Source organism: Stenotrophomonas sp. JAG2, from assembly GCF_041080745.1.
Taxonomy (GTDB): Bacteria; Pseudomonadota; Gammaproteobacteria; order Xanthomonadales; family Xanthomonadaceae; genus Stenotrophomonas; species Stenotrophomonas maltophilia_AA.
Genome location: NZ_JBEUMH010000004.1, coordinates 164,680 through 189,953, shown reverse-complemented (window position 1 = coordinate 189,953; position 25,274 = coordinate 164,680). Strand labels below are relative to the sequence as shown.

Annotated in this window: 9 protein-coding genes; 8 read left to right on the top strand and 1 reads right to left on the bottom strand. The window is 68.8% G+C overall.

Annotated features, from left to right (window positions below):
- Window positions 1–174: 174 nt before the first annotated feature.
- From AB9O74_RS06725 to AB9O74_RS06710, 4 genes are all read left to right on the top strand, one after another.
- Complete coding sequence (locus tag AB9O74_RS06725; RefSeq protein ID WP_369348827.1) at window positions 175–3,534, top strand: TIM-barrel domain-containing protein; 3,360 nt, start codon at window positions 175–177, stop codon at window positions 3,532–3,534.
- A gap of 133 nt (window positions 3,535–3,667) precedes the next feature.
- On the top strand, window positions 3,668–6,640 hold the full coding sequence (locus AB9O74_RS06720) for a TonB-dependent receptor plug domain-containing protein (protein WP_369348826.1): 2,973 nt from the start codon (window positions 3,668–3,670) through the stop codon (window positions 6,638–6,640).
- Between the two features lie 53 nt (window positions 6,641–6,693).
- Entirely contained in the window at window positions 6,694–8,049 is a 1,356-nt protein-coding gene (locus tag AB9O74_RS06715) for a Gfo/Idh/MocA family protein (RefSeq protein WP_369348825.1), read from the top strand.
- A gap of 99 nt (window positions 8,050–8,148) precedes the next feature.
- Entirely contained in the window at window positions 8,149–8,610 is a 462-nt protein-coding gene (locus tag AB9O74_RS06710) for a hypothetical protein (protein WP_369348824.1), read from the top strand.
- 3 nt (window positions 8,611–8,613) lie between these two features.
- Here the strand turns inward: AB9O74_RS06710 and AB9O74_RS06705 are convergent, their stop codons facing one another.
- Complete coding sequence (locus AB9O74_RS06705) at window positions 8,614–8,961, bottom strand: hypothetical protein (RefSeq protein WP_369348823.1); 348 nt, start codon at window positions 8,959–8,961, stop codon at window positions 8,614–8,616.
- A 71-nt stretch (window positions 8,962–9,032) separates the two neighbouring features.
- Here AB9O74_RS06705 and AB9O74_RS06700 point away from each other — a divergent pair, with 71 nt between their 5' ends.
- The 4 genes from AB9O74_RS06700 (at window position 9,033) to AB9O74_RS06685 (ending at window position 25,161) form a co-directional block, all read left to right on the top strand.
- The gene (locus AB9O74_RS06700) at window positions 9,033–9,797 is read left to right on the top strand and encodes an STN domain-containing protein (protein WP_369348822.1); all 765 of its coding nucleotides are present in this window, start codon (window positions 9,033–9,035) and stop codon (window positions 9,795–9,797) included.
- Complete coding sequence (locus AB9O74_RS06695; protein WP_369348821.1) at window positions 9,797–10,327, top strand: RNA polymerase sigma factor; 531 nt, start codon at window positions 9,797–9,799, stop codon at window positions 10,325–10,327. The genes AB9O74_RS06700 and AB9O74_RS06695 overlap by 1 nt, the downstream gene beginning before the upstream one ends.
- Window positions 10,324–11,349 carry a DUF4880 domain-containing protein gene (locus AB9O74_RS06690; RefSeq protein ID WP_369348820.1) on the top strand — a complete coding sequence of 342 codons (1,026 nt, stop codon included), beginning with the start codon at window positions 10,324–10,326 and terminating at the stop codon, window positions 11,347–11,349. The genes AB9O74_RS06695 and AB9O74_RS06690 overlap by 4 nt, the downstream gene beginning before the upstream one ends.
- 189 nt (window positions 11,350–11,538) lie before the next feature.
- Complete coding sequence (locus tag AB9O74_RS06685; protein ID WP_369348819.1) at window positions 11,539–25,161, top strand: filamentous haemagglutinin family protein; 13,623 nt, start codon at window positions 11,539–11,541, stop codon at window positions 25,159–25,161.
- The last annotated feature ends 113 nt before the right edge of the window (window positions 25,162–25,274 follow it).

The following is a 25,274-nucleotide window of genomic DNA, read 5'->3' as shown; positions in this document are numbered from 1 at the left end:
GACATCAAAATGCGCATTCAGGTGGCGTTTGGAAAGTGTTGCTGTGCCGCATCTTTCGTTTGTACGAAAATATCCTTCCTTTTTCTTTGCAATTTGTTGACATCTTTCGAGACCCTGCCCTAGAGTCGGCCGCACTGGTTTCAGTTTCCCGCTGACCGCGGGCTTGGGGGCAAGGTGGACTTCCGGTTACGACGCACTGGTCTGACGATCGCACTGCTCGCTGCAGTGGCCCTGGCCGGCACTGCCAGCGCCGCGACGGTGGGCAACCTGCGTGCGATCAGCGCGACCCCGGGCAAAGACGGCACCGCCAGCTGGACGCTCAGCAGCGATACCGGCGCCACCCTGCGCGTGGAGCTGCTGCGCGAGGACGTACTGCGCGTGCAGGCCGGCCGCAACGGCACGCTGACCGCTGCCGGCGACAAGGCCGCACCCATCGTCCTGCCGCAGCCGGCGACGAAGGTCGCCTTCCAACTGGAAGAAGACGCCGACGAGGTGCGCATCCGCACCGATGCGCTGGTCCTGCATATCCAGCGCCAGCCGCTGCGCCTGTCGCTGGATCGCCGCGAGGGCGACCGTGATGTCGCCCTATGGCGCGAACTGCAGCCGCTGGACCTGGACAAGGACCAGAGCGTGCAGGTGCTCTCCAGCGAGGCCGGTGAACACTTCTACGGCGGTGGCCAGCAGAATGGCCGCTTCGAATTCAAGGGCCGCGAGCTGGAGGTGTCGTACTCCGGTGGCTGGGAAGAGGGCGATCGGCCCAACCCCGCGCCGATGCTGCTGAGCTCGCGCGGCTGGGGCATGCTGCGCAACACCTGGAGCGATGGCACCTACGATCTGCGCCAAGCCGACCAGGCCACGCTGCTGCATCGCGAAGACCGCTTCGATGCGTACTATTTCGTCGGGCCGAGCCTGCACACCCTGCTGGACCGCTACACCACGCTGACCGGCCGCGCCGGCCTGCTGCCGCGCTGGGCGTTCTCCTATGGCGACGCCGACTGCTACAACGATGGCGACAACATCAAGAAGCCCGGCAGCGTGCCCGACGGCTGGAGCGACGGCCCGACCGGCACCACGCCGGACGTGGTGGACAGCGTGGCCAGGCAGTACCGCGACCACGACATGCCCGGGGGCTGGATCCTGCCCAACGACGGCTACGGCTGCGGCTACAAGAAGCTGCCCGAGACCGTGCAGGGCCTGGCGAAGTACGGCTTCAAGACCGGCCTGTGGACCGAGAACGGCGTCGACAAGATTGCCTGGGAAGTGGGCACCGCCGGCAGCCGCGTGCAGAAGCTGGACGTGGCCTGGACCGGCAAGGGCTACCAGTTCGCGATGGACGCGAACCAGTCCGCGTTCAACGGCATCCTGCACAACTCCGACTCGCGCCCGTTCCTGTGGACGGTGATGGGCTGGGGCGGCATCCAGCGCTACGCGGTGGCCTGGACCGGCGACCAGAGCAGCAGCTGGGACTACATCCGCTGGCACATCCCGACCCTGATCGGCTCCGGCCTGTCCGGCATGGCCTATGCCAGTGGTGACGTCGATGCGATCTTCGGTGGCAGCGCCGAGACCTTCACCCGCGATCTGCAGTGGAAGAGCTTCACGCCCGTGCTGATGGGCATGTCCGGCTGGTCCGGCAATGCGCGCAAGCACCCGTGGTGGTTCGACGAGCCCTACCGAAGTGTCAACCGCGACTACCTCAAGCTGAAAATGCGCATGACCCCGTACATGTACGGGCTGGCGCATGACGCGGCGACCACCGGTGCCCCGCTGCTGCGCGCGCTGATGTGGGACTACCCGCAGGATCCGCAGGCCTATACCGAAGCACACAAGTACCAGTTCCTGCTCGGCCGCGAGCTGCTGATCGCGCCGGTGTACCGCAGCCAGGCCGCGAGCCGTGGCTGGCGCCGCGACATCCACCTGCCGCAGGGCCGCTGGATCGATTACTGGGACGGCCGCCAGCTGCAGGCCGGTGCCGAGGGCCGCGCGCTGGATCGTCCGGTCGACCTGGCCACGATCCCGGTGTTCGTGCGTGCCGGGGCGATCATCCCGATGTACCCGGCGATGCTCTACGACGGTGAGAAGCCGCTCGATGAAGTGACCTTCGATCTGTATCCGCAGGGCACCTCGCAGTACACGCTGTACGAAGACGATGGCGCCACCCGCCGTTATGAGAAGGGCGAGTCCAGCACGCAGGCGATCACGGTGCAGGCCCCGGCGCAGGGCACGGGCCCGGTGCAGGTGCGCATCGATCCGGCGCAGGGCCAGTACGCCGGCCAGCTGCCGCAGCGCCGCTATGCGCTGCGCGTGCTCAGCCGCCAGCGCCCGGCCACGGTGACGCTGGAGGGTCGCGCGCTGCCGATGCTGGCCGACCAGGCCGCGTGGCAGGGTGCGGGCGAGGGCTGGTACTTCGATGCGGCCGAGCGCCGCGGCACCCTGCACGTGCGCACCGCACCGACCGACATCCGCCAGGCACTCGCGCTGCAGCTGGATCTGCCGATCGCCGCGGCGCCGGCCGACGATGCCTTCCCGGCCGCCCCGGAACTGGGCCGCGCGCTGCCCTCCGACAGCCTGCTGGTGGTCAGCCGCCCGGCCGAGGAACAGGGCTACGAAATGGAGAAGGCCTTCGACGAGGATCCGGCCACGTGGTTCCGCACCGTGCGCAACCAGGCGGTCAAGACCGGCGCGCACGAGTGGGTGCTCGGCTTCGGCGAACGCAAGCTGATCGACGGTATCGAACTGGCGCCGCGCAACGACCAGCACTGGAAGAACGGCCAGATCCGCGACTACGAGATCTACATGGCCGACAGCAATGGCGAGTGGGGTGAACCGGTCAAGCGTGGCCGCCTGACCCTGCAGCAGGGCATGCAGCAGATCGACTTCCCCGCCCATGCCGGCCGCCTGCTGCGCTTCCGCGTGCTGAGCACGCAGAACCCGGAAGGCGATGGCGCCAGCGGTGCCGATCCGATGGTGACCGCGGCGCAGGGCAGCGTGGCGCGGGCGGTCGATGCGCTGCAGCCGCGCGATGTCGGTCCGATCGTGCTGTCCACGTTCCACGTGCTGGAGCACCCGCAGCCGGAGGGCCCGGCGCAGCAGCTGTACCTGTCCGCGTTGCCGCTGCCGGCTCCGTTGAAGGCCAGTGTCGCTGCCGACCATGCCTTCGGTGGGCAGGCGGAAATGCGCATGAACGGGCTGCATTTCCGCCGCGGCCTGGGCGTCAACGCCAGCAGCCGGATCGATCTGCAGCTGGGCGGCGGCTGGCGCCTGCTGCGCGCCGACCTGGGGATCGATGATCAGTGCCGCACCGCCGGCGGCATGCAGTTCCAGGTCTGGGGCGATGGTCGGCTGCTGTATGACAGCGGCCTGGTCAAGGCACCCGGCGTGGTCAAACCGGAGCTGGACGTGCGCGGCCTGCAGCGGCTGAGCCTGCGCACGCTCGGAGCGCAGGGCGATCACCCCGCGCAGGTCTGTGGCAACTGGGCGAACGCCGCCCTGATCGGACAGGAGGGCGATACCGCCAGCATCGTGTCGCCGTAACCGAACCGCCTTCCGGAACACCGCTCTCTCCCGTTTCCCGTCTGCGGCCCTTTGGCCGCGGCACGGGGGACGTTTGCCCGAACACACCCATCCACCGCCAGCCCCACGCTGCGGATCGAACAAGGAGCCCAAGATGTTGACCGAACGCCATCGCCATCGCCGCATCACCGCCACCCCCTTGTCCATCGCACTCGGCCTGGCCGTTGCGGTGGTCGGCAGTGCCAGCGCCCAGGACGCAGCACCCGATACCAAAGCCACCGAGCTGTCGCGCATCGAAGTGACCGGCTCCAACATCCGCCGCAGCGATGTGGAAACCGCCTCGCCGGTGCAGGTGATCAGCAAGCAGGACATCGAGAACATGGGCGCGCGCACGCTGTTGCAGGTGCTCGACAACCTGCCGGCGGCACGCCCGGGCCAGCAGGATGCGCGCTCGCTGTTCACCGGCTCGGACGGCGCCTCGCAGGCCAACCTGCGCGGTCTCGGCGCGCAGGGCACGCTGGTGCTCTTGAATGGCCGCCGCCTGTCCTACTACGGCGCGCCGGCCGGCTTCCAGACCCAGTTCGTCAACATCGATGCGATCCCCGCCGCGGCGATCGAGCGCATGGAAGTGCTGACCGACGGTGCCTCGGCGGTGTACGGCACCGACGCCGTGGCCGGCGTGATCAACGTGATCACCAAGCGCTCCTACCAGGGTGCGGAGATCAATCTCACCACCGACAAATCCTCGCGGATCAGTTCGTACGGTGAGCACCAAGGGAGCATCACCGCCGGTTTCGGCGACCTCGATGAAGACCGCTACAACGTGTACGCCTCGGTCAATCTGTACCGGCGCGATGCGATCCCGCTGAGCGATTTCTACGACAAGCGGCCCGACCAGTACTACGTCAACAACCCCAACTACCTGCCCAACCTGCGCCTGGGTACCGGCAGCAAGCCGGGTGAGTTCAACCCCGGCAGCTACTTCGCGTTCGATCCGGTCACCGGCCGCCGCGTGCAGGAAGCCGCCCCGGGCTGCAACAACGTGCTCACCAGCGAAGCGGCCGGCCCGCGCTGCATCTGGGAGACGTGGATGAACAACGAGATCGACGCCGGCGCCAAGTCGGAGCGCAACACCGCCTACGTCAACGCGCATTTCCTGATCGGCGACAGCACCGAAGCCTTCGCCGAGGCGACCTACACCGACATCGACCTGACCGCCAACGGCGGCACGCCGCGCGCCTACGGCACCACCACCGGCAACCCGACCAGCTGGTTCTCGCGCAACACCGGCACCACGGTCAACCAGTTCCTGTATCCGTACCTGGGCCCGAACAACGAATACAACAACGCCTCGCCCGAACTGAAAGCACTGATGGGCGGTGTGGTCGGCCTGCAGTACCTGCTGCAGGACGTGGGCGCCAACCACTTCGGCCAGCGCAACACCGACCAGAGCTACCGCGTGGTGGCCGGCCTGCGTGGTGACATCGGCGACTGGAACTGGGAAACCGCGTTCGCCACCGCCGGCAGCCACTCGGTCACCTACCAGACCACCAACGTCAACCTGGCCGGCTTCGAGAAGGCGTTCGGCCCGTACTCGGTCGATCCGGGCACCGGCCGCGTGATCATCTCCGATCACCCGGCGTACAAGTTCGGCGAGATCAGCGAAGCCAACGCCGCGCTGATCCGCGAAGCGTTCCCGACCTTCGACATCCAGTCCTGGACCCGCCTGCATACCCTGGACGGCAAGATCGAAGGCCCGCTGTTCCAGATGCCGGCCGGCGAAGTGCGTGCGGCCTTCGGCTTCAACGCCAGCCGCGAAACCTTCTATACGCCCGGCAACCCGGATGCGGCCAATGGCCTGATCACCCAGCAGGGTGGTTCGTGGTTCGACGGCAAGCGCAACACCTACGCGCTGTTCGCCGAGACGGTGGCCCCGCTCACCGAGAAGCTGGAACTGGACGCCGCGCTGCGCGTGGACAAATACCCGGACTTCAGCGCCAACCTGGCGCCGAAGATCGGCCTGAAGTACCAGATGTTCGACCAGCTGATGCTGCGCGGCACGTACTCCACCGGCTTCCGCGCGCCCAGCCTGGCCGAATCCGGCAACGGCGGCGTGTTCGCCCAGCTGGGCGGCTACCGCGACGAGGTACGCTGCAACGAGACCAACGCCATCGCCAACCTGCTGTTGCGATCGCAGCGCGGCGGGGATGTCGACCTGGGCAAGACCCTGCTCAACACCGACTGCAGCCGCACCGTGGCGCGCATGACCCAGCCCAACCCGGACCTGAAGCCGGAGAAGGCCAAGATCACCACGCTGGGCTTCGTCTACGAACCCACGCAGTGGCTGTCGGTGTCGGGCGACTACTGGTTCATCTACCGCAGCAACGAGATCGTCGCCCCGGACTTCACCCGCGACGAGGACATCATTTCCTCCACGCGTTCGCCGATCACTGAAAGCGACCGCGCCAACCTGGCCGCCCTGGCGGCGATGTGCGCCGACCCGGCCAGCGGCGTTGCCTGTCCCGGCACGCTGCCCGGCTACAGCGTGGGCAACGTGGCCAGCGTGGTGGGCCAGTACAAGAACCGCGGCAAGACCCTGATCGACGGTTTCGACATCGACGCCCGCAGCCGCTTCTCGCTGGGCGAGTGGGGCAACCTGAACATCGGCGTGGCCGCCACCATCGCCAACCGCAACCGTTCCTACCTGGACGACGAAAGCGGCTGGTACTACGGCGACCTGGTCGGGTATTACAACAACCCCCGCCTGCGCGCCACGTTGAACGCGGACTGGAGCTACAAGCAGGTCACCACCAGCGTCTTCGTCAACTACGTCGGCGGCACCAAGTGGGCGCTGCAGCAGATCGATGAAGAAGACAACAACCCGCAGACCTGCACCGCCGGCTACCTGCCGGTGGAGCAGAGCAAGTGCGACGGCGCACCGTCGTGGTGGACGGCCAACCTGAGCGTGGCCTGGCGCCCGGACGCGCACTGGAACGTCGGTTTCACCATCAAGAACCTGTTCGACCGCCTGCCGTTCTACGATCCGAACAGCTTCCTCGGCGATTCCAGCGATTACGCCACCATCTTCGGTCGCGGCTACAGTCTGACCGTCGGCTACAAGTTCTGATGCTCCCCTCGCGCCGGTTCCGGCCGGCGCGATCTTCACACGAGGTACTGTCCATGAAACGCAGAGAATTCATCGCCGCCAGCGCGGCCGTTGCCGCCACCAGCCTGCTGCCCAACACGCCCGCCTGGGCGCGCGGACGCAAGGTGCGGCTGGGGCTGATCGGCACCGGCATGCGCGGCCAGGTATTGCTGAAGGAACTGGTCCGCCGCGACGACGTGGAGGTGGTGGCACTGTGCGACATCGAGCCGATCATGCTCAAGCGCGGCATGGACATGGTCGCCAAGGCCGGCAAGCCGGCGCCCAAGGCCTACGGTCAGGACGGCGACGTCAATGCGTGGAAGCGGCTGATCGAACAGCGCGGGCTGGACGGCGTGATCATCGCCACACCCTGGGAATACCACGCGCCGATGGCGATCGCGGCCATGCAGGCCAAGGTCGCGGTGGGTTGCGAAGTCGTCGCCGGCATCACCCTGCAGGACCACTGGGATGTCCTCAAGACCCAGCTGTCCACCGGCACCCCCTACATGCTGTTGGAAAACGTCTGCTATCGCCGCGACGTGATGGCGGCGCTGCAGATGGTGCGGCAAGGCCTGTTCGGCGAGCTGGTGCATCTGCAGGGCGGCTACCAGCACGACCTGCGGGGCGTGAAGTTCAACTCCGGCGATCCCAGCCAGCCCTATGACAGCGGCGTGGAGTTCGGCGCCAAGGGCTGGTCCGAGGCGCGCTGGCGCACCGAGCATTCGGTGAAGCGCAACGGTGAGCTGTACCCCAGCCACGGCATTGGCCCGTGCGCGATGTACACCGGCATCAACCGTGGCAACCGCTTCACCCACATCAATGCGTTTGCCAGCAAGGCACGCGGCCTGCACGACTACACCGTGGCCAAGAGTGGCGGTACCACCCACCCGAGTACCAAGGTGGCCTTCAAGCTCGGCGACATCGTGACCACCACCCTGGCCTGCGAAAACGGCGAGACGATCCTGCTGCAGCACGACACCTCGCTGCCGCGCCCGTACTCGATGGGCTTCCGCGTGCAGGGCACCAAGGGCCTGTGGATGGACGTCAACCAGTCCATCCACATCGAAGGCCGCAGCCCGCCGCACAAGTGGGAGCCGTTCCAGGCCTACCAGGACCAGTACGAGCACCCGCTGTGGAAGCAGCACGCCGATACCGCCGCCAGCGCCGGCCACGGTGGCATGGACTGGTTCGTCATCCATGCCTTCGTGGAAGCCCTCAAGGCCAAGGCACCGATGCCGATCGACATCTACGATGCGATCACCTGGAGCGCGATCACGCCGCTGTCCGAGCAGTCCATCGCCAACAGCTTCCAGACGCTGGAGTTCCCGGACTTCACCGCCGGGCTGTGGAAGCAGCGCAAACCGATCTTCGCGTTCGACGGTACTTACTGAGCCGCACCCCCCGCCATCGTTCTGTCACGGACGCATGGCACGGTAATCGCCCACCGGGCCGCCCCTGCGCGGCCCGGTTTCTTTTTCGGGGTGGGCAACATGACGGTGGTGGCAGTACACACGCATGCGTGGCGGCAGCGGCTGCAGCAGTGGTGGCGGCAGGCCCGTCGCTGGGGCGTGCTGGGTGGGCTGGTCGTGGCCAGCGGGGCCACGGCAGCCGATGCCGCACCGGCGCACTGGATGGCCTACGCCGCGCAGGCCGGTGAAGTGGTATCGCAGCGCCTGGGCGACCCGGCGGATCCGCGCGTCGAGCGCTTGCAGGCCCGGCTGGCCGAGCGCAGCGATCCGGCTGCTGCGTTGACGGTATCGCTGTGGATCGATGCCAGTGGCACCATCACCGACAGCCGTTTCGCCTCGCTGGGTAACGCCGTTGCGGATGCCGATCTGCGTGCGCTGCTGCGCGACACGCCCTTGCCCGCGCCCCCGCCGGACATGCGGCAGCCGTTGAATCTCGGGCTGTCCCTGGCATCGCCCGCGGTGGTCGACGCGCCCCTCCCCTGAGCGTCATCGCCCCGGTCGGACCGTCGGCGGCGGGGGCGGCGGGCGCTGCGGCTGCGTCGACATCCCGAACGCGGTGCCCATGCGCTGCTGGGTAGCAGCGCGATGGGCCAACCCCAGCGCCGACGGTGGCTGGCGGACGATCAGCAGGGAGCCGGGTGCCTGTGCGGGTGCCGCCGAGGCCGCCGCAGGCGCGAGCAGCCGGCTGAAGCAGTCGTAATCGCGGATACGCTCGCCGTTGACCTCCACCTCAATGCAGGCGGGCGGCGGGGCGGTCTGCGCGCGGGCGACCCAGGGCACGGCCAGCAGGGCGATGCACAGGCCCGCTGCGGTGGGTGGTCGAAGGTCCGGCATGGCTGTCACCGCTCTGCAATGAAACCGACCTAACGTGACCGGCTTGGCGTTGTGATGCTGGCGCGTCTTGCATGCAGTTTGATGACACCGGGGCGCATGACCAACAGGGGCGGGCAGGCAAGCGCATCGGCGGCCGGCGCAGGAACTCTCTGCGCCCGTGTGGCTGGCTGTTTCTCCTGCTCGCGTTGACCTGGCCGCCGGCGATGGCCCTGGCCCAGGACACCGTTGATGCCGCGCACACGCAGTACACGTTCGATGTTCCGGCGCAGCCGCTGCCGGAGGCCTTGCAGTCGTATGGGGAGATCACCGGGGTGGCGGTACTGATCGATGCCCGCTTGTTGGGTGGCCTGCGTTCGACCGCGCTGTCGGGGCGGTACGCCCGGCGCGACGCGTTGCAGCGGATGTTGAGCGGTACCGGGCTGGTTCCGCATTTCGTGGAGAACGGTGCGTTCACCCTGGTGCCGGTGGGATCCGTGGACGCCGACGAGGTGCTGCCCGATGCCACACCCATGCCTGCACCGTCGCTGCCCGAGCGGACCCGCCAGCGCGGCGCCCAGGTGATCCAGCACTCGCTGGAGCAGGCGCTGTGCGCTACGGCACTGACCCGGCCGGGCAGCTATCGGGCCAGCCTGCGCTTCTGGTTGACCGAACCGGATCGACGCATCCGCGCGCCGGAACTGCTGGCGTCCACCGGCGACCCGGTGCGCGACGCGGCGATCGTCCGGCGGGTGCGCGACCTGCCGTTGCCGGGCCTGCCGGCCGACCTGCCTCAACCGATCACGCTGCTGTTGCTGCCGGAAGCGACCGGCGCGACCCCGCCGTGCCGGAGCCGGTGATGGCGGGCCTGCGCAGCCTGTTCCTGGATCACTACGAGGCCTTCCGCAAACGCCTGCGGCGCCGGCTGGGCTCGGACGATCTGGCCATGGATGCGCTGCAGGAGACCTGGTTGCGCGTGGAACGCATGGGCAGCACGCAGCCGCAGCGCAATCCGGTGGCGTATCTGTTCCGCATGGCGCTCAATGCCGCCACCGATCAACGCATCGCCTACGGCCGGGTGTTGACCGGTGCCGAGGTGGAGGCGCTGATGGAGGAAACGCCGGATTCCCTGGACCCGTCCGACGTGGCGCATGGCCAGGCCGAGATCGCGGCGCTGGCCGAGGCCCTGCGCGAGTTGCCCGAGCGCCAGCGCGCCATCCTGATCGCCGCGCGCATCGACCAGCAGCCGATCGACACCATCGCCGATCAGCACGGGGTCTCCTCGCGGATGATCGGCAAGGACCTCAAGAAGGCGCTGCAGCACTGCGCAGGTCGGCTGGACCGGCCACTCGTGCAGCGTTTCGGTCCCGGGGCGGGAAAACCGTCATGACAGATATGAAGACCACGCCCGCTCCGATTTCCGCCGACCTGCAGGCGCAGGCACACGACTGGCTGCTGCGCCTGCAGACCGGCCCGGTGACTGCCGCCGATGCCGAGGCATTCCGACGTTGGCGCGCGCAGGACCCCGGCCATGCGCTGGCCTTCGCCCAGGCACGCCGGCTGTGGGCAGCGCTGGCGCCGGCGCTGCAGGCCAGTGCCGCGCCCGCGGAGGCACCGGCGGTGAACGCTGGCGTGCCGCTGAGCGCATCCGCAGCCGCCCTCCCGGTGCGGCAACGCCCCCGCCGTTTCAATCCCGGCCGCCGTGCGTTCCTGGGCGGCGCTGCGGCCGCCGCCGCGGTCGGCTGGGTGGCAGTGCAGTCGCCGCTGGGCCTGTGGCCGGCGCTGGACGCGCTGGGCGCCGACTACCGCACCGCCACCGGCGAGCGCCGCGATATCAGCATCGGCAGCGTCGCCGTGGCCATGGCCGCGCGCACCACGATGCGCCGTCCCGCCGACGGTTCGGCCGGGATCGTGGTGACCGAGGGCGAAGCCCAGTTCGCGTTGCCGGCGTCGGCGGCCACCGGCTTCGTGATCGGTGTCGACGGTGCCCGGTTGATGCCGGCGCCGGGTGCGCGGGTGAATGTGCGCTGCGTCGGCGGCGATACCCGCATCACCTGCCTGGCCGGGCGGGCTGAACTGGTGCGTGGCCCACGCACCGTGGTGCTGCAGCCCTCGTGGCAGGCACGCCTGACAGCGGACCGGATCGCCTCCGTGGCGCCAGTCGCGGCCGACAGCATCGATGCGTGGCGGCGCGGCTGGCTGGTCTTCGATGATCAGCCGCTGCAGGACGTGGTGGACGAAATCAACCGTTACCGCACCGGCCGGATCGTGCTGACCGGCAGCGCATTGCCTGCACGGCGGGTGCAAGCGCGCATTCCACTCGCGCGCATCGATACCTTCATCGATCTGGTGCGCGACGCCTATGGCGCAAAGGTAGTGAGCATGCCCGGCGGTGTCGTGCTGTTGAGCTGAGCGGCGCGTGCGCAGATGAATTTTTTATTGCAACGGTTCAGTCGTTGTCACCGGCCCCCGTCTTATCCCTCGTAACAAGCGCATCGCATTGCACTGCCACGCTCGCTCCTGCCATGGACGGGATCGCGCTGCAGGACGGAAGCACGCGCTTGCCCTTATCAGCGAACGATATTGCGACGGGTGACAGCGATGGTGAAGCAGCAGAGCGGTTCGATCGGATGCACGGCCCCGCAGGTGCCGCAGGTGCGCGCACTGTCGCAGGCCATCGCGGTGTTGCTGATGGCCGGTGGCGTCGCGGCGGGCGTCAACGCGCAGCAGGCCTTCAGCCCGGCATGGTTCGCCAACAAGGGCGTGCAGCAGCAGACCGCCGCGCAGACCGGCCGCCTGCCGAACGGCATGCCGTCCAACCTGGTGCGTACCGACCAGCAGGCGCAGCAGGCCCGCGACACGCTGAAGACCTCGCTGGAGAACCTCAACACGGCCGCGCAGGCGATCGCCATGCAGCAGCGCATGCAGCAGACCGCGCGCGATGCCGCGCGGCTGCGCGCCGGCCAGGTGCCCGATGGCCTGGGCGAGGGCGGGCTGAAGATCGATGACGACACCCTGACGCGCGGCTGGTTCAACGCCAGCGCTCCGACCCAGAGCAGCAAAGACGGCACCACCACCGTCAGCATCGCCCAGACCGGCGACAAGGCCATCCTCAACTGGGAGACCTTCAACGTCGGCCGCAACACCGTGGTCGATTTCGACCAGCAGGCGAGCTGGTCGCTGCTCAACCGGGTCAATGATCCCAACGCGCTCCCGTCGCAGATCCTCGGCCGCATCCAGGGCCAGGGCACGGTGATGCTGGTCAACCGCAATGGCGTGGTGTTCGACGGCAGCAGCCAGGTCAACGTCAAGAACCTGGCCGCCTCGGCGGTCAACATCAGCGACGCGCAGTTCCGCAAGGGTCTGTACAGCGACGCGCAGGGCAATGCCTTCATCCCGACCTTCGGCAACGAACTGACCACCACCACCAACGGCTTCGCCCATGGTGCGGCCACCGGTGACGTGGTGGTGGAGCGCGGTGCGCAGATCACCACGGCGGTGCCCACCTCGGTCACCGAAGGCGGCGGCTACGTGCTGCTGCTCGGCCGCCAGGTGCACAACCACGGCCAGATCACCACCGCCAATGGGCAGACCACGCTGGCCGCCGGCGATGCGTTCGTGATCCGCAAGGGCATGGGCACCGACCAGAACCAGACCTCCACCACCCGTGGCAACGTGGTCACCACGCTGCGCAAGCCGGTGGCAGCCGATGCCGTCGTGGCCACCGCCAGTGGCGTGGTCAGCAACAGCGGCCTGATCCAGGCCAGCACCGGCGACATCACCCTGGTCGGCCATGACGTGCGCCAGCAGGGTGCACTGATCTCGACCAGCTCGGTGCATACCCGCGGCACCATACACCTGCAGAACGAACGCGCCGACACCACCGGCAGCGTCCTGCTGGACCAGGGCAGCACCACCGCGATCGTGCTCGATGCCAGCGCCACCACCGCGCTGGACGTCCAGCGCGAAACGCTGGTGCAGGAATCGGACAAGGTCGGCGACGGTATCGCCCATCGCCGCGACCAGTCGCTGGTGCAGATCAGCACAGGCGGCAAGGTCGCCTTCGATGACGACAGCCTGACGCTGGCGACGGGCGGGCAGATCTTCGTCGACGCCGTCGACAGCGAGGTCCGCCAGGGCGCGCGCCTGGACGTGGCCGGCTACGTCGGGGTCAAGATCGCGATGGAGGCCAACAACGTCCAGATCAACGTGCAGGGCAACGAGCAGCGCGACGCCGCGGTCAACCGTGACGACAAGTCGCTCAACAGCAGGAACATCTGGCTGGACCGGCGCGATCTGGTCCTGGTTCCGGCCGGCACCAACGGCTATGAGACGGATCGCTGGTACACCGCCGGTGGCCTGCTGGAAGTCGGCGGCTACCTCGGGGTGACCGGCCATGGCATCGGTGAGTGGTCGGCGCAGGGCGGGACCGTGCAGTTCTCCGGCGGCAACGTGACCACGCAGCGTGGCTCGAGCATCAACCTCTCCGGTGGCGCGCTGGACGTGCAGACCGGCTACGTCAACCTGACCCACCTCAAGGGTGCCGACGGCAAGCTCTACAACGCCTCCACCGCGCCGGGCGATCTGCTCTACAGCGGGCTGTACCGCGGGTTCGAAGATACCCATGCGCGCTGGGGCAATACCGAGTTCTACTACAACCCGCTGATCGCACCGCAGCGCAGGCTGGAGAACGGCTACACCGTGGGCCGCGATGCCGGCCGGCTGATCGTCGCCACCCGTGCAGCGAAGCTGCAGGGCGACGTGGACACCACCACCTTCCAGGGCGACCGCCAGCAACGCGCCCGCGATGCTGCGTTGGATGGCTACCAGCAGGGGCAGACCAGCGTTGCACGCCAGGGTCAACTGGTGATCGGCAGCTACCTGCCGTACTACGACAAGAACAGCGGACAGCAGCGTTTCGGCCCGGCCGCATTGGCCGAACATGTGGCCATCGGTGGAGATGCAGCCAGTGTCTCCGGCATCGGCGTCATCGGTCTGGACGCGGCCTGGCTCAACGCGCAGCGCTTCGGCGGCGTGGAGGTGTACGCGCACGCCGGCATCGATGTCGACCAGGCGCTCGAGGTTGCGCTGGGCGGCACGATCGCCCTGCATGCCAGCGATGTCCGCATCAACGCCGATCTGCGTGCCCGGGGCGGCAGCATCGCACTGGGTGACATGGTCGTGCAGCGCACCTCGAGCGGCATCGAGTGGCAGGATCTGCCGATCAGCGCGCGTCCCGGCGATACCCTGCTGCACCAGGTGCTGGTCGGCGATGGCGTGACCCTCGACGCGCGTGGCCTGTGGACCAACCAGGCGCAGGACCCGGCGGCCATCGGCGGACTGCCGTTCCTCGACGGCGGCAGCGTGGCGGTGCGCAGCACCGGAAACGTGGCCCTGGGCAAGGGCAGCGTGATCGACGTGTCCTCCGGTGCGGCCATGGGCGAGGAGGGCGATGTAACCGGTGGCAAGGGCGGCAGCATCACCCTGGCCGCAGGGCAGAATATGGGGAGCGGCGTGCTGTCGCTTGATGGCAGCATCCGCGGCCACGGCGTGAAGGGCGGCGGGGCGCTCAACATCGAGAACGGCACGATGGTCAGCATCGGTGGCGACGTGCCGGATGCGATCGAGCAGTTGGCCGCCGGCCAGGCCAGCACGCTGCCGGTACGCCTGGCCGCCGACGTCACGCTCCAGCCGGGCGACGTGATACCGCTGAGCTTCTCCATCACCATTACCCATGTGGCCGGCGGCAAACCGATGCCGCTCACGATCCGGCCCGAGGTCAGCAGCACCAAGCCGGTGACCACACAGGCACCGTGGCTGTTGCCGGCTGCCGTGCAGCTGGCCGACTACGGCCCGGTCCGGTCCGCCGGCGAGATCCTGCCGGCAGGCACCACCCTGTGGACCATCACCGACCTGCCGGCCGGCTATGTGCTGCCGGCCAATGTATTCCCCGGTGGTCTGCCGATTCCGGCACAGACCTCCCGTTACGTCGCCGGTACCGTGGCCACTGCCGCGATCACGGTCCCGGCCGGCACCCGCCTGCCGGTCGGCACGGTCTGGCAGCGCGATGTGCCGGTGCAGTCGTTCCTGGCGCTGGACACCGGTCTGTTCCAGAGCGGCTTCAAGCAATACAACGTGGTGGGCCGCGATGGCGTCAAGGTGGTCGAGGGGGCGCACCTGGACGTGGCGATGCCGCTGCTGCAGGTCGACCTCGCTGCCGCGCGTGCGCTGGCCACCGGTGCCGATCCTGACGATGCCCTGTCGGTCTGGCTGCCACCGCTGCAGCAGGACGATCCGAAAAGCGGCGAGGTCATTCTGCGCAAGGGCGCCGGGCTGTCACTGACCGCCGGCACGCCGCAGAACGCGGCCGATCTGGAGATCGGCCGCAACAGCCGGATCAACGTCGATCCCGGCCAGGCCATCACCCTGACCGGCAACGCACAGATCACCCTCGACGGTGCCCTGCAGGCCCGCGGTGGACGCATCACGGTACTTGGCGGTGACCTGGGCGAAGGCAGTCTGCTCAACCTGCCCAAGGGCACGCCCAACGCGCGCTCGATCTGGATCGGTGAGCAGGCCGTGCTCGACGTGTCCGGCATGGCCTATACGGCCCTGGATGAAGCCGGCGGTCGGCACGGCCAGGTGCTGGCGGGTGGCACGATCGAGGTCGGCGCACGGCATGACCTCGCATCGCGCAACCTCCCGGCGATCGATGCATTCGTGGTGGTGCGCGAGGGCGCCCGCCTGGACGCCTCCGGTGCGCAGGCGGTGCTGGACCTGCCCGATCTCGGCACGACCCCCATTGCCAGCCACGGCGGCGTCATCGCGCTGAGTGCCAGCAATGGGCTGTTCGTCGACGGCACCCTGCATGCCGCCGCCGGTGGCAGCGGCGCGCGCGGTGGCACGTTGGCGCTGAATCTTGAAACGCCGATCTACGGGCCGGTCGAGCGCTTCAGCGGCAAGGGCATCGAGGTCGCCGACGGCGTGCGCGTCCCGCGTGAGCTGGTGATCGAACAGCACTACAGCGGCAGCGGCTTGGGCACGGAGGCCGTTGCCGGCGAGCTCGATCCAACCCTGGTCTATGGCAAGGCCCGCTACGGCGTGGATGCGATCCAGGCCGGCGGCTTCGATACCGCTTCGCTGTACGTCAATGGCCTGCTGAGCTTCGATGGCGACGTAGCGCTCGACATGCGCCAGGCGTTGTACCTCACGGCGAGCGCGCTGGGGCTGTCCACGGATGCCACGCGCGACAGCCAGGTGCAGCTGTCCGCACCGTACCTGCGCCTGGCCGGCTCGGCGCGCCGCCAGCCGGACAGCACCATCATGCCCAACCCGGTCACCGGCTCGCGCAATATCAGCCCGGCGTCCGGCTCGCTGGGCGTGGCCGCGCTCGCCGACGCGGCGTCGATCACGTTCGCAGGCAGCCTGGTCGATGTGGTCGGCATCGTCGGCTTCGGCGCGAACGGTGAAATCGTGCAGAACGCGGTCGACCCGCTGGCGGTCAAGCGCGACGCGTTCGGCGCGGTGCGCATCGAAAGCCAGGGCGACCTGCGCCTGCGCGAGGCCGACCTGTTCTCGCCCGGCGACACCACCCTGGCGGCGGCGCAGATCTACGGCAGCGGCAACGTCACCGTGGGCCTGCGGACCCTGCTGAACGAATGGGGCGCGCTTACGACCGAGTTGGATCCGGACCGGGCACTGGACATCCAGCGCATCGGCAGCACCTTGCCGCCGCAGCCCTACAGCGTGTTCGGCACGATGCGTTTCAGTGCCGCCACCGTCAACCAGGGCGGGGTACTGCGCGCGCCGCTGGGCAACATCATTCTGGGTCGCGCCGATGGCACCGGCTATACCGGCGTGGTCAACCTGCTGCCGGGCAGCGTCACCTCGGTCAGCGCCAACGGCCTGGTGATGCCCTACGGCGGCACGGTCGACGGGCTGGTCTACAACTACAACGGCGTCGACGTGGCTTACCAGGGCGTGGGCGGTGAACCGGCGGTGGAGTTCCGCTCGCACGCGGTGAACGCCCAGGCCGGCGCGGTGCTGGATCTGTCCGGCGGCGGTGAGCTGACCGGCGCGGCGTTCCTCTCCGGTCGCGGTGGCTCCACCGATGCGCGCCTCAACCCGCTGGTGCAGATGGACCGCGATGGGTTCACGCTGCCGGGCCTGTCCACCAACCCGGTATATGCCATCCTGCCCGGGATACAGGCCGGGCAGGCCCCGATCGGTGCCGAGCGCGGTGCCGGTGATCCGGCCATCGGCCAGCAGATCACCCTCGGCGCCGGCATCCCCGGGCTGCCGGCAGGCACCTATACGCTGCTGCCGTCCAGCTATGCACTGCTGCCGGGTGCCTTCCGCGTGGAACGCAACGGCCTTGCCGGCAGTGCCACCGCGTTCGGCACGACCCAGGCCATGCGCAACGGCTCGTGGAGCACCTCGGCGCGGCAGAGCGTCGCCAACACCGGCAGCGGCGATACGCTGCCCACGCAGTGGGTGGTGACCGCCGCCGACACCCTGCGCACCTACTCGCAGTACAACGAAACCAGCTACGCCACCTTCGCGCTGCAGCAGGCCGCGCGCGAAGGGGCGCCGCGCCCGCTGCTGGAACGCGACGCCAAGGCGGTCAATTTCATGGTGACCAGCCCGGATGTGGCCGGCTCGCTGGAGCTGCCTTCGCTGCGGTTCAACGCCACGGTGCTGGATGCTCCCGCCACGGCGGGCACCGGTTCGGTCGCGCGTCTGTTCAATGCAACGAACTACGAAATTCTCGCCGACGGCACGGAAGCGACCGAGGACTTCGCGGGTATTTCCATGCATGCCAGCGAGCTGAACCGGGTCGGCGCAGCGCGCCTGGAAATCGGCGGCCGCCTGCGCAGCACCTACGCCAATCCGGCCAACGGCTCGCTGCAGTCGGCCAACGTGATCAACATCGAAGGCGGCGGGTCCAGCAACAGCATCGTGATGCGTGCCGGTGCGCAGCTGGAGGCGGCGGAGGTCTTCCTGATGACCGGTCGCCAGGCGGGTGGCATCACCCTGGAACAGGGCGCGGGCATCAACACGCTGGGCCAGGGCGCCGCCGCCTATGACGCCGCGCAAGGTTACATCTATACGCCCGGTCGCACTGCGCTGCTGGCCGTCTCCAACGGGCAGATCAACCTGCTGGCGCCGGAAGCGGCCGACAGCCAGGGCAACGGCGCCGGTACGATCGAGATCGGGGCCTGCGCCGTGCTCAGCGGATGCGCGGGCACGACCCGTCTGTACTCCGAAGGCACCATCGCCACGGCGACCGACAACCGCTTCGTGCTGGGCGATGCGGTGCGCTATGGCACCCGCAACCTGGCACTGGCGGTCGGTGGCATCAACGTCGGCAGTGCCGAGGCGATCGCCGACGCCACCGCGCGCGGCACGCTGCCGGCCGGCATGACGCTCAACCAGGACGTGCTCAGTCGGCTGTTGCTGGGCGACACCAGCGTCGGTGCGCCGGCACTGGAAGCGCTGTCGCTGACCGCACGCGAGTCGGTCAACTTTTACGGCGATGTATCGCTGTCCACCTACGATGCGGTCACCGGCAAGTCGGCGTTGCAGCAGCTGGTGCTGGGCACGCCGGCCATCTACGGGTATGGCGACGCTGACGCAGTGGCCCGCATCCATACCGATACGCTGATCTGGAGCGGTGCACTTGCGCCGGCCGGCAGCATCGTCGCCGACGGCCCGGGCACCGGCCACGGCCAGCTGGTGGTGGATGCCCGCGACATCGTGTTCGGCTACGGCCCGCGTACCCAGCCCGATACCGTGCGCGCGCAGGACCGCCTTGCGCTGGGCTTCGCCGGCGTGCACCTCAACGCCAGCGGCCGCGTGACCGCCAACCAGAAGGGCAGCCTGAGCATCTTCGAGACCCAGGGTGACTGGAATGCGGATACCCGCTCCTACGCCCGCAGTGGCGGCGAGCTGTTCATCAACACGCCGCTGCTGACCGGCGCAGCCGGGTCGGTCAACACGATCACCACCGGGGGCAACCTGCATGTCACCGGCAACGGCGCGCCCGTCGCGCCCGACAACGCGACCCTGGCCGCCGCGCTGGGCGCGGAGATCGCGCTGGACAGCCGCGACGGCAGCCTGCTGCTGGACACCGCCGTGCTGCTGCCCAGCGGCAAGCTGCGCCTCGCGGCGCAGGGCGACGTGCGCCTCGCCGATGGCGCGCAGCTGGACCTCGCTGGCCGCCGCATCGCCTTCTTCGACACCGCCAAGTACAGCTGGGGCGGTGACGTACTGATCGACAGCCGGCAGGGCGACGTGCAGCAGGACAGCGGCGCGAAGATCAGCCTGGCCGCGCAGAACAACCGCGCCGGCACGTTCACTGCACACGCCGCCGCAGGCACCCTCGATCTGGCCGGCCAGCTGCTGGGCAGCAGCAGTGGGCATTACGACGCCGGTGGCACCGAGGTGCCGTACAGCGCCGGGCGCATCGACCTGCACGGGCAGGGGATCAACGATTTCAGTGGGCTCAATTCGCGCTTGACCCGCGATGGCGTCACCGGTGGGCGCAGCTTCCGCATCGGCCAGGGTGATCTTGCGCTGGGCGACGAAGTGGTGGCGCGTGAGGTGAACATCGCGTTGGACAACGGTCAGCTGTGGGTCAACGGCACCGTCGATGCCAGTGGCGAACAGGCCGGCAGCATCCGTCTGGCCGCGCGCAATGGCGTCACCCTGGGCAGCGCGGCCGTGCTGGATGCCAGCGCGAGCGTACTGCGCCGCGACAGCTACGGGGCGGCGATCGACGCGCCCAACCGCGCCACCATCGAGATCGATTCGGGGCGTGGCACGTTGGCCATCGCCAGTGGCGCACGCATGGACCTGCGCGTGGCCGGCAGCAGCAGGAATGTCGGCACGGTGGCGCTGAACGCGCCGCGCGTGGGCGGCAACGACGTGGCGATCGCGGCCGGCGGCCCGATCAGCATCGACGGTGCGAAGACGATCCAGCTCAATGCCTTCATCACCGACAACAGCGCAGCGGCAGGCACGGAGGCCAGCACCAGCGGCGAAACCTACCAGGTCATCGACCAGGCGTACCTGGACCGCCTGCATGCCCAGAGCACCACCTTCATCGACGCCGCACTCGCCAACAGCGCACTGGTCGACCAGCGCCTGGCGGGCCTGCGCGCGTACGGCGATGCGTTCCACCTGCGCCCGGGCGTGGAGGTCGTGGCCGACCTGGCGGTGAATGCAGACGGCAATCTGCACGTGGATGGCGATCTGGATCTTTCGGCGCACCGTTACGCCAGCCTCAACCCCGGCAGCCAGCGCACCGGCGTGCGCGGCTCCGGTGAGGCCGGTGCGCTGGTGCTGCGCGCGCAGGGCGACCTGGAGGTGTTCGGCAGCATCAGCGATGGTTTCGATGGCAGTCGCCTGGGCACCACGTTCGACGACAACGGCTGGTACCTCACCGCCGGCCGCCAGCTGTTCGGCAGCGACGTGGTGGTGCCGCATGGCGGCCTGGTCACGCTCGCCGCCGGCACCGTGTTCAATTCGGGCAAGGTGCTCAACTACGACCTGCCCATCGGTGACATGCAGATGGCCGCTGGCACCCTGTTGCCCGCCGACGCCCGTCTCGCGCTGCCGCTGGCGCTGGCCAAGGGCACCGTACTGGGCGCGGCCGTCCACGATGCCTCCGGTGCGCTGCTGTATGCGGCAGGCACGGTCCTGGCCGATGCGGTCACGCTGCCGCAGGGCGCGCGTCTGTCGGCCGGCCTGCGCCTGCCGCTGGCCGCCCGCATCGCGGCGATGACCTGGCCGGCCGGTGTGGCCCTGCCGGCGTCGCCACTCGGCAATCTGGTCACCCTGGCCGCTGACCTCGGCCTGGCCAAGGGCGCCTTCATTCCCAGCGACACCGAGGTCAAGCTGCCCGGCGACGCCACCACGGTGAACCTGCGACCGGTGGACGCCGATGGCAACCAGGGTCGCATCTGGGCACTGGCGCCGATGCTGGCGGCCGGCTCGCAATCGTGGGACATCAGCCTGGTGGCGGGCGCCGATATGGCCGCCGCGGATCGCCTGACGGTGGATCCTGCCGGCACCGGCAGCCTGCGCCTGTCCGATCCGCATTACGGCCAGGGGGGCGCCGTGGTGGAGATTCCCGGGACCGGCTCGCCGGCGACGTACCTGTGGGGCGACACCGAAGCGTTCGAACGATTGGTCGTGGAATTCTACGGCGAGTACATCGTCAGCTTCGTCCCCACCACGGGCACTGCGTTCACCGAGGACCAGCTCAGCGAACTGATGATGTGGGGCTTCGTGTACAGCGGTCCGGAGAACCTCAACGAGTTCGGTTTCGACGGTGTGGCTGCCATCGACTCGCCAGAGGTTCCGCCGGACACCGAGTTCAGGACACTGCCCGGGCGTGAACAGTTGCCCAGCGTGGTGCGCACCGGTACCGGCGACCTGCGTCTGGTCTCCGGCAAGGACATCGCCACCACCTCGCTGTATGGCGTCTACACCGCCGGTACTCCGTCGGCTGCCTTGGCCGGCAACGGGGGCGATCCGTACAACCAGGCGCGCGCGCGCGTCGCCCCCGGCAATGCCAATCCGCTCGGAAACAGCGTGCTGGGAGATGCCGGCGAGGTGTTCGAGCACCTTGTCGATGGCGGCAGCCAGAGCCTGTATCAGGCGTGGTATCCCGAAGCAGGTGGCAACCTGCTGCTGCGCGCCGGTGGCAACATCTCGGGCGACAGCATCGGGCGTCAGGGAGCGCTGACGCGTACGGAAACGCTGGGAATCGCCACACCGCGATTGAGCACCAGCGCATCGGTGGGCAACTGGCTGTGGCGACAGGGTACCGGCAGCGTGCAGCCCGGTGCGGAAGGTCTGCCGACCGCCTGGTGGATCAACTTCGGCACGTACGTTGCCGCACCCGACAACGCGAACTACAACAACAATTTCGTCAACATGCCGCAGCTGATCGGGTTCACCGGCTTCGGCACGCTCGGTGGTGGCAACCTGCTGCTGGAGGCGGGCGGCGATGCGGGCATGCTGCAAAGCCGCGGCGACCATGGCGCGGCGTACATCACCCGCAGCGCGGGCCTGAACCTGGCCGTTGCCAGCACCGGCAGGGTCAGCGCCGATGGCGCGCTGGTACAGACCGGCGGCGGCGATCTGGACATCCGCATCGGCGGCGGCCTCAATGCCGACCCCGCGCTGCGCTCCTTCACAGGCAGCAACAGCGCCCCGGTGGCCAACGAGATCACCGTCAACGACGCGCAGCGACTGGACGTCAACGGCAGCTTCACCAACCTGCGCGGGGCCCTGCGGCTGGAAGCCGGGTCGGTGGGCGGCGTGGAACTGCGCTACGGCAACCGGCAGGACGCCAAGGAGTCGCGCCCCTACGACGTGTATACCGCAACGGCCGCTACCGCAGCCGGTGGTCCGGTCCTGGTGCTCGGCGATGCCGGCGCCCGTCTGGATGCGCGTGGCGACCTGGTGCTGGGCACCGTCTCCGATCCGGGGCGCGTCGCCCAGTTCAACAATGGCACGCCCTTCAGCGTGGGCGGCAACGCTTACCAGGACGGCGGTTGGAGCTGGTTCTCGCTGTGGACCCCGTCCACCGCGGTGGACCTGATGGCCGCCGGCGGCAACCTGACGCCGTCGCTGGCGATGCAGGACCGCAACGCTGGCACCGACGCCCGGGCGACCGACGGCAATCACGTGTATCCCTCGGTCCTGCGTGCGGTGGCTGCCAGCGGCAGCATCTACTACGGTCGCGCCCGCACGGCCCCGACCGCCGGCACCAACAACGAGGACTTCGTGGCGGGCGTGGTACTGGCGCCGTCGCCGGTGAACGGGAAGTTCGACGCGCAGGGCACCGGTCAACTGGAACTGCTCGCGGCCGGCTCGATCTATGCCAACGGCACCGGCTTCGGCACCTCCGGCGCAGACCCGACCGCGTTGCCCAATCCCTGGAATCCCGGCTTCGTCGGGCTGGGGCAGGAGATGTGGTACGGGCGTCAATTCCTGCACAACGTCAGTACCGGCGCCCTGGCGCCCAGCGTGCTGATTTCAGGCGATCGCGCCAACGGCTCCCTGCAGATCTATCCGCTGTTCTCCTTCACTTCGCCGACCGCGTCCGGTTACGTGCACGTGGGCCAGGCGCCTTCGCGCTACTACGCGCTCCACGGCGATCTGGTCGGGCTGCGCAGCGGCAGCGTGGTCGATACCCAGTACGGCGTCTTCAACAATGGTGTCACCACCAATATCACCAACACCTGGTACGACGGTGGTGGTGCCGTCGCCATCCGTGCCGGCCGGGATATCGTCAACTCGGGCACTCCGCTGGGTGCCTTCGACAACGTCGGCACGGTGTTTGGCAATGCCGATGGTGCGCTGGGCTGGATGGGCACCATCAACCGCGGCGATCCTGCCGCCGAGCCCCGGCCCACGGCGATTGCCAGCGGTACCGCACGCGGCAACCTGATCGTGCATACCAGTGCCGACGACGTGTCGGTCGTGCAGGCCGGGCGCGACATCCGCTTCAGCACGTTCTACGTCGCCGGCCCCGGGTTGCTCGACATCAGCGCCGGGCGCGACGTGTACATGGCCGACAAGGGCGAACTGCGCAGCCTGGGACCGGTCACCGGCGCCACGCCCGGCGACCGCAGCAGCGGCGCCAGCATCGCGGTGGCGGCCGGTCTTGGCGAGCACGGCGCGGATTGGAACGCCTTCGCCGCACGCTATCTGGATGCGGCCAACCTCGCCGATCCCGGCCGCGCGCTGGGCGATCAGGACGGCAAGGTCGTCCGTGTCTACGGCGGCGCGGTGTCGCTGGCGCAATGGCTGCAGGCGCACTTCGGCTACGGCGGCGATGAGGCCGGCGCCGCCGCGTTCCTGGCACAACAGCAGCAGGCCCTGGACCAGGCGCACGCCACGGCGGTGGCCAGCGGCGGCACGGCCGCCAGCCGCGACCTCGCCCGGGAGTTCAAGCTGGAGAGCCAACTGCACCTGGTCAATTGGCTGACCGGCCGCTTCGGAGGCGCCAACGGACGCGGCCTGCACTTCGACGCCGCCAGCATGGACGCGCAGGCTTTCTTCGCCGCGCTGCCCGCCGAGCAGCAGAGCGCATTCCTGCGCAACGTGTACTACGCGGAGCTGAAGGCCGCCGGCCGTGAGTACACCGCCGTCGACGGACCGCGCGAAGGCAGCTATCTGCGCGGCCGCGAGGCGATCGCCACGCTGCTGCCGACCAAGGATGCCAAGGGGGGCGAGATCGCCTACCAGGGCGACCTGACCATGTTCAGCAGTGCGCTGTACTACGAGGGCGTGCTCGAATCGGCGGCGGGCCGCCGCCCGAAACCGGGTCAGACCTACCTGAGCGAAGCGGACTGGATTGCCGCCGGTCGCCCCACCACCGGGGTGCGCTATTACCGTGTCAACGACGCCGGTATCCACACCGATTTCGGCGGCGACATCCATCTGCTGGTGCCCGGCGGTCGCACCCTGGTGGGCGTGGATGGTGGCTTCCTGCCGGGGGCCGGTTCCGGTGTGCTCACCCAGGGCGAGGGTGACATCAACATCTACTCGCGCGGCAGCCTGCTGCTCGGGCAGAGCCGCATCTTCACCACTTTCGGCGGCAACATCCTGGCGTGGTCGGCCGAGGGCGACATCAATGCCGGCCGCGGCAGCAAGACCACGGTGGTCTACACCCCGCAGCGCCGCGTCTACGACACCGTCGGCAACGTCGCGCTGTCGCCGAACACCCCCAATACCGGTGCGGGCATCGCCACGCTCAACCCGATCGCGGAGATTCCGCCCGGCGACATCGACCTGATCGCGCCGCTGGGCACCATCGATGCAGGCGAGGCCGGCATCCGCGTCTCGGGCAACGTCAACCTGGCCGCGCTGCAGGTGCTCAATGCCGACAACATCCAGGTACAGGGCAAGGCAGTGGGCATTCCGGTGGTCGCGGCGGTCAACGTCAGTGCGCTGACCTCGGCCAGCGCGGCGGCGAACACCGCAGTGCAGGCGGCGCAGGAGATGGTCAAGCGCCAGACGCAGCAGACCCGCCCCTCCACCATCAGCGTGCAGGTGCTGGGCTTCGGCAGCGAAACCAGCAGCGTCGCACCGCCGAAGCACGAGGATCGCTACGACCCGGACAGCGTGGTGCAGGTGGTCGGCATGGGTGAGCTGAGCACCGAGCAGCGCGCCCGCCTCGACGCTGCGACGACGAAGCGACAGTGATGACGACGTCTTTCCTGCCCTTGGCCAGCGCGCATGGCCAACGCCATGCGCGCGCACGCAACTGCCTTGCCGGTGCAACGGCGCTGTTACCGCCGTTGCGCACGCTCACCTCC

Bases quoted from the DNA above. Each gene is read 5' to 3' on its own strand.
- AB9O74_RS06685 (WP_369348819.1), top strand. From the start codon at position 11,539: ATGGTGAAGCAGCAGAGCGGTTCGATCGGATGCACGGCCCCGCAGGTG.
- AB9O74_RS06720 (WP_369348826.1), top strand. From the start codon at position 3,668: ATGTTGACCGAACGCCATCGCCATCGCCGCATCACCGCCACCCCCTTG.
- AB9O74_RS06690 (WP_369348820.1), top strand. From the start codon at position 10,324: ATGACAGATATGAAGACCACGCCCGCTCCGATTTCCGCCGACCTGCAG.
- AB9O74_RS06705 (WP_369348823.1), bottom strand. From the start codon at position 8,961: ATGCCGGACCTTCGACCACCCACCGCAGCGGGCCTGTGCATCGCCCTG.
- AB9O74_RS06700 (WP_369348822.1), top strand. From the start codon at position 9,033: ATGCAGTTTGATGACACCGGGGCGCATGACCAACAGGGGCGGGCAGGC.
- AB9O74_RS06695 (WP_369348821.1), top strand. From the start codon at position 9,797: ATGGCGGGCCTGCGCAGCCTGTTCCTGGATCACTACGAGGCCTTCCGC.
- AB9O74_RS06715 (WP_369348825.1), top strand. From the start codon at position 6,694: ATGAAACGCAGAGAATTCATCGCCGCCAGCGCGGCCGTTGCCGCCACC.
- AB9O74_RS06710 (WP_369348824.1), top strand. From the start codon at position 8,149: ATGACGGTGGTGGCAGTACACACGCATGCGTGGCGGCAGCGGCTGCAG.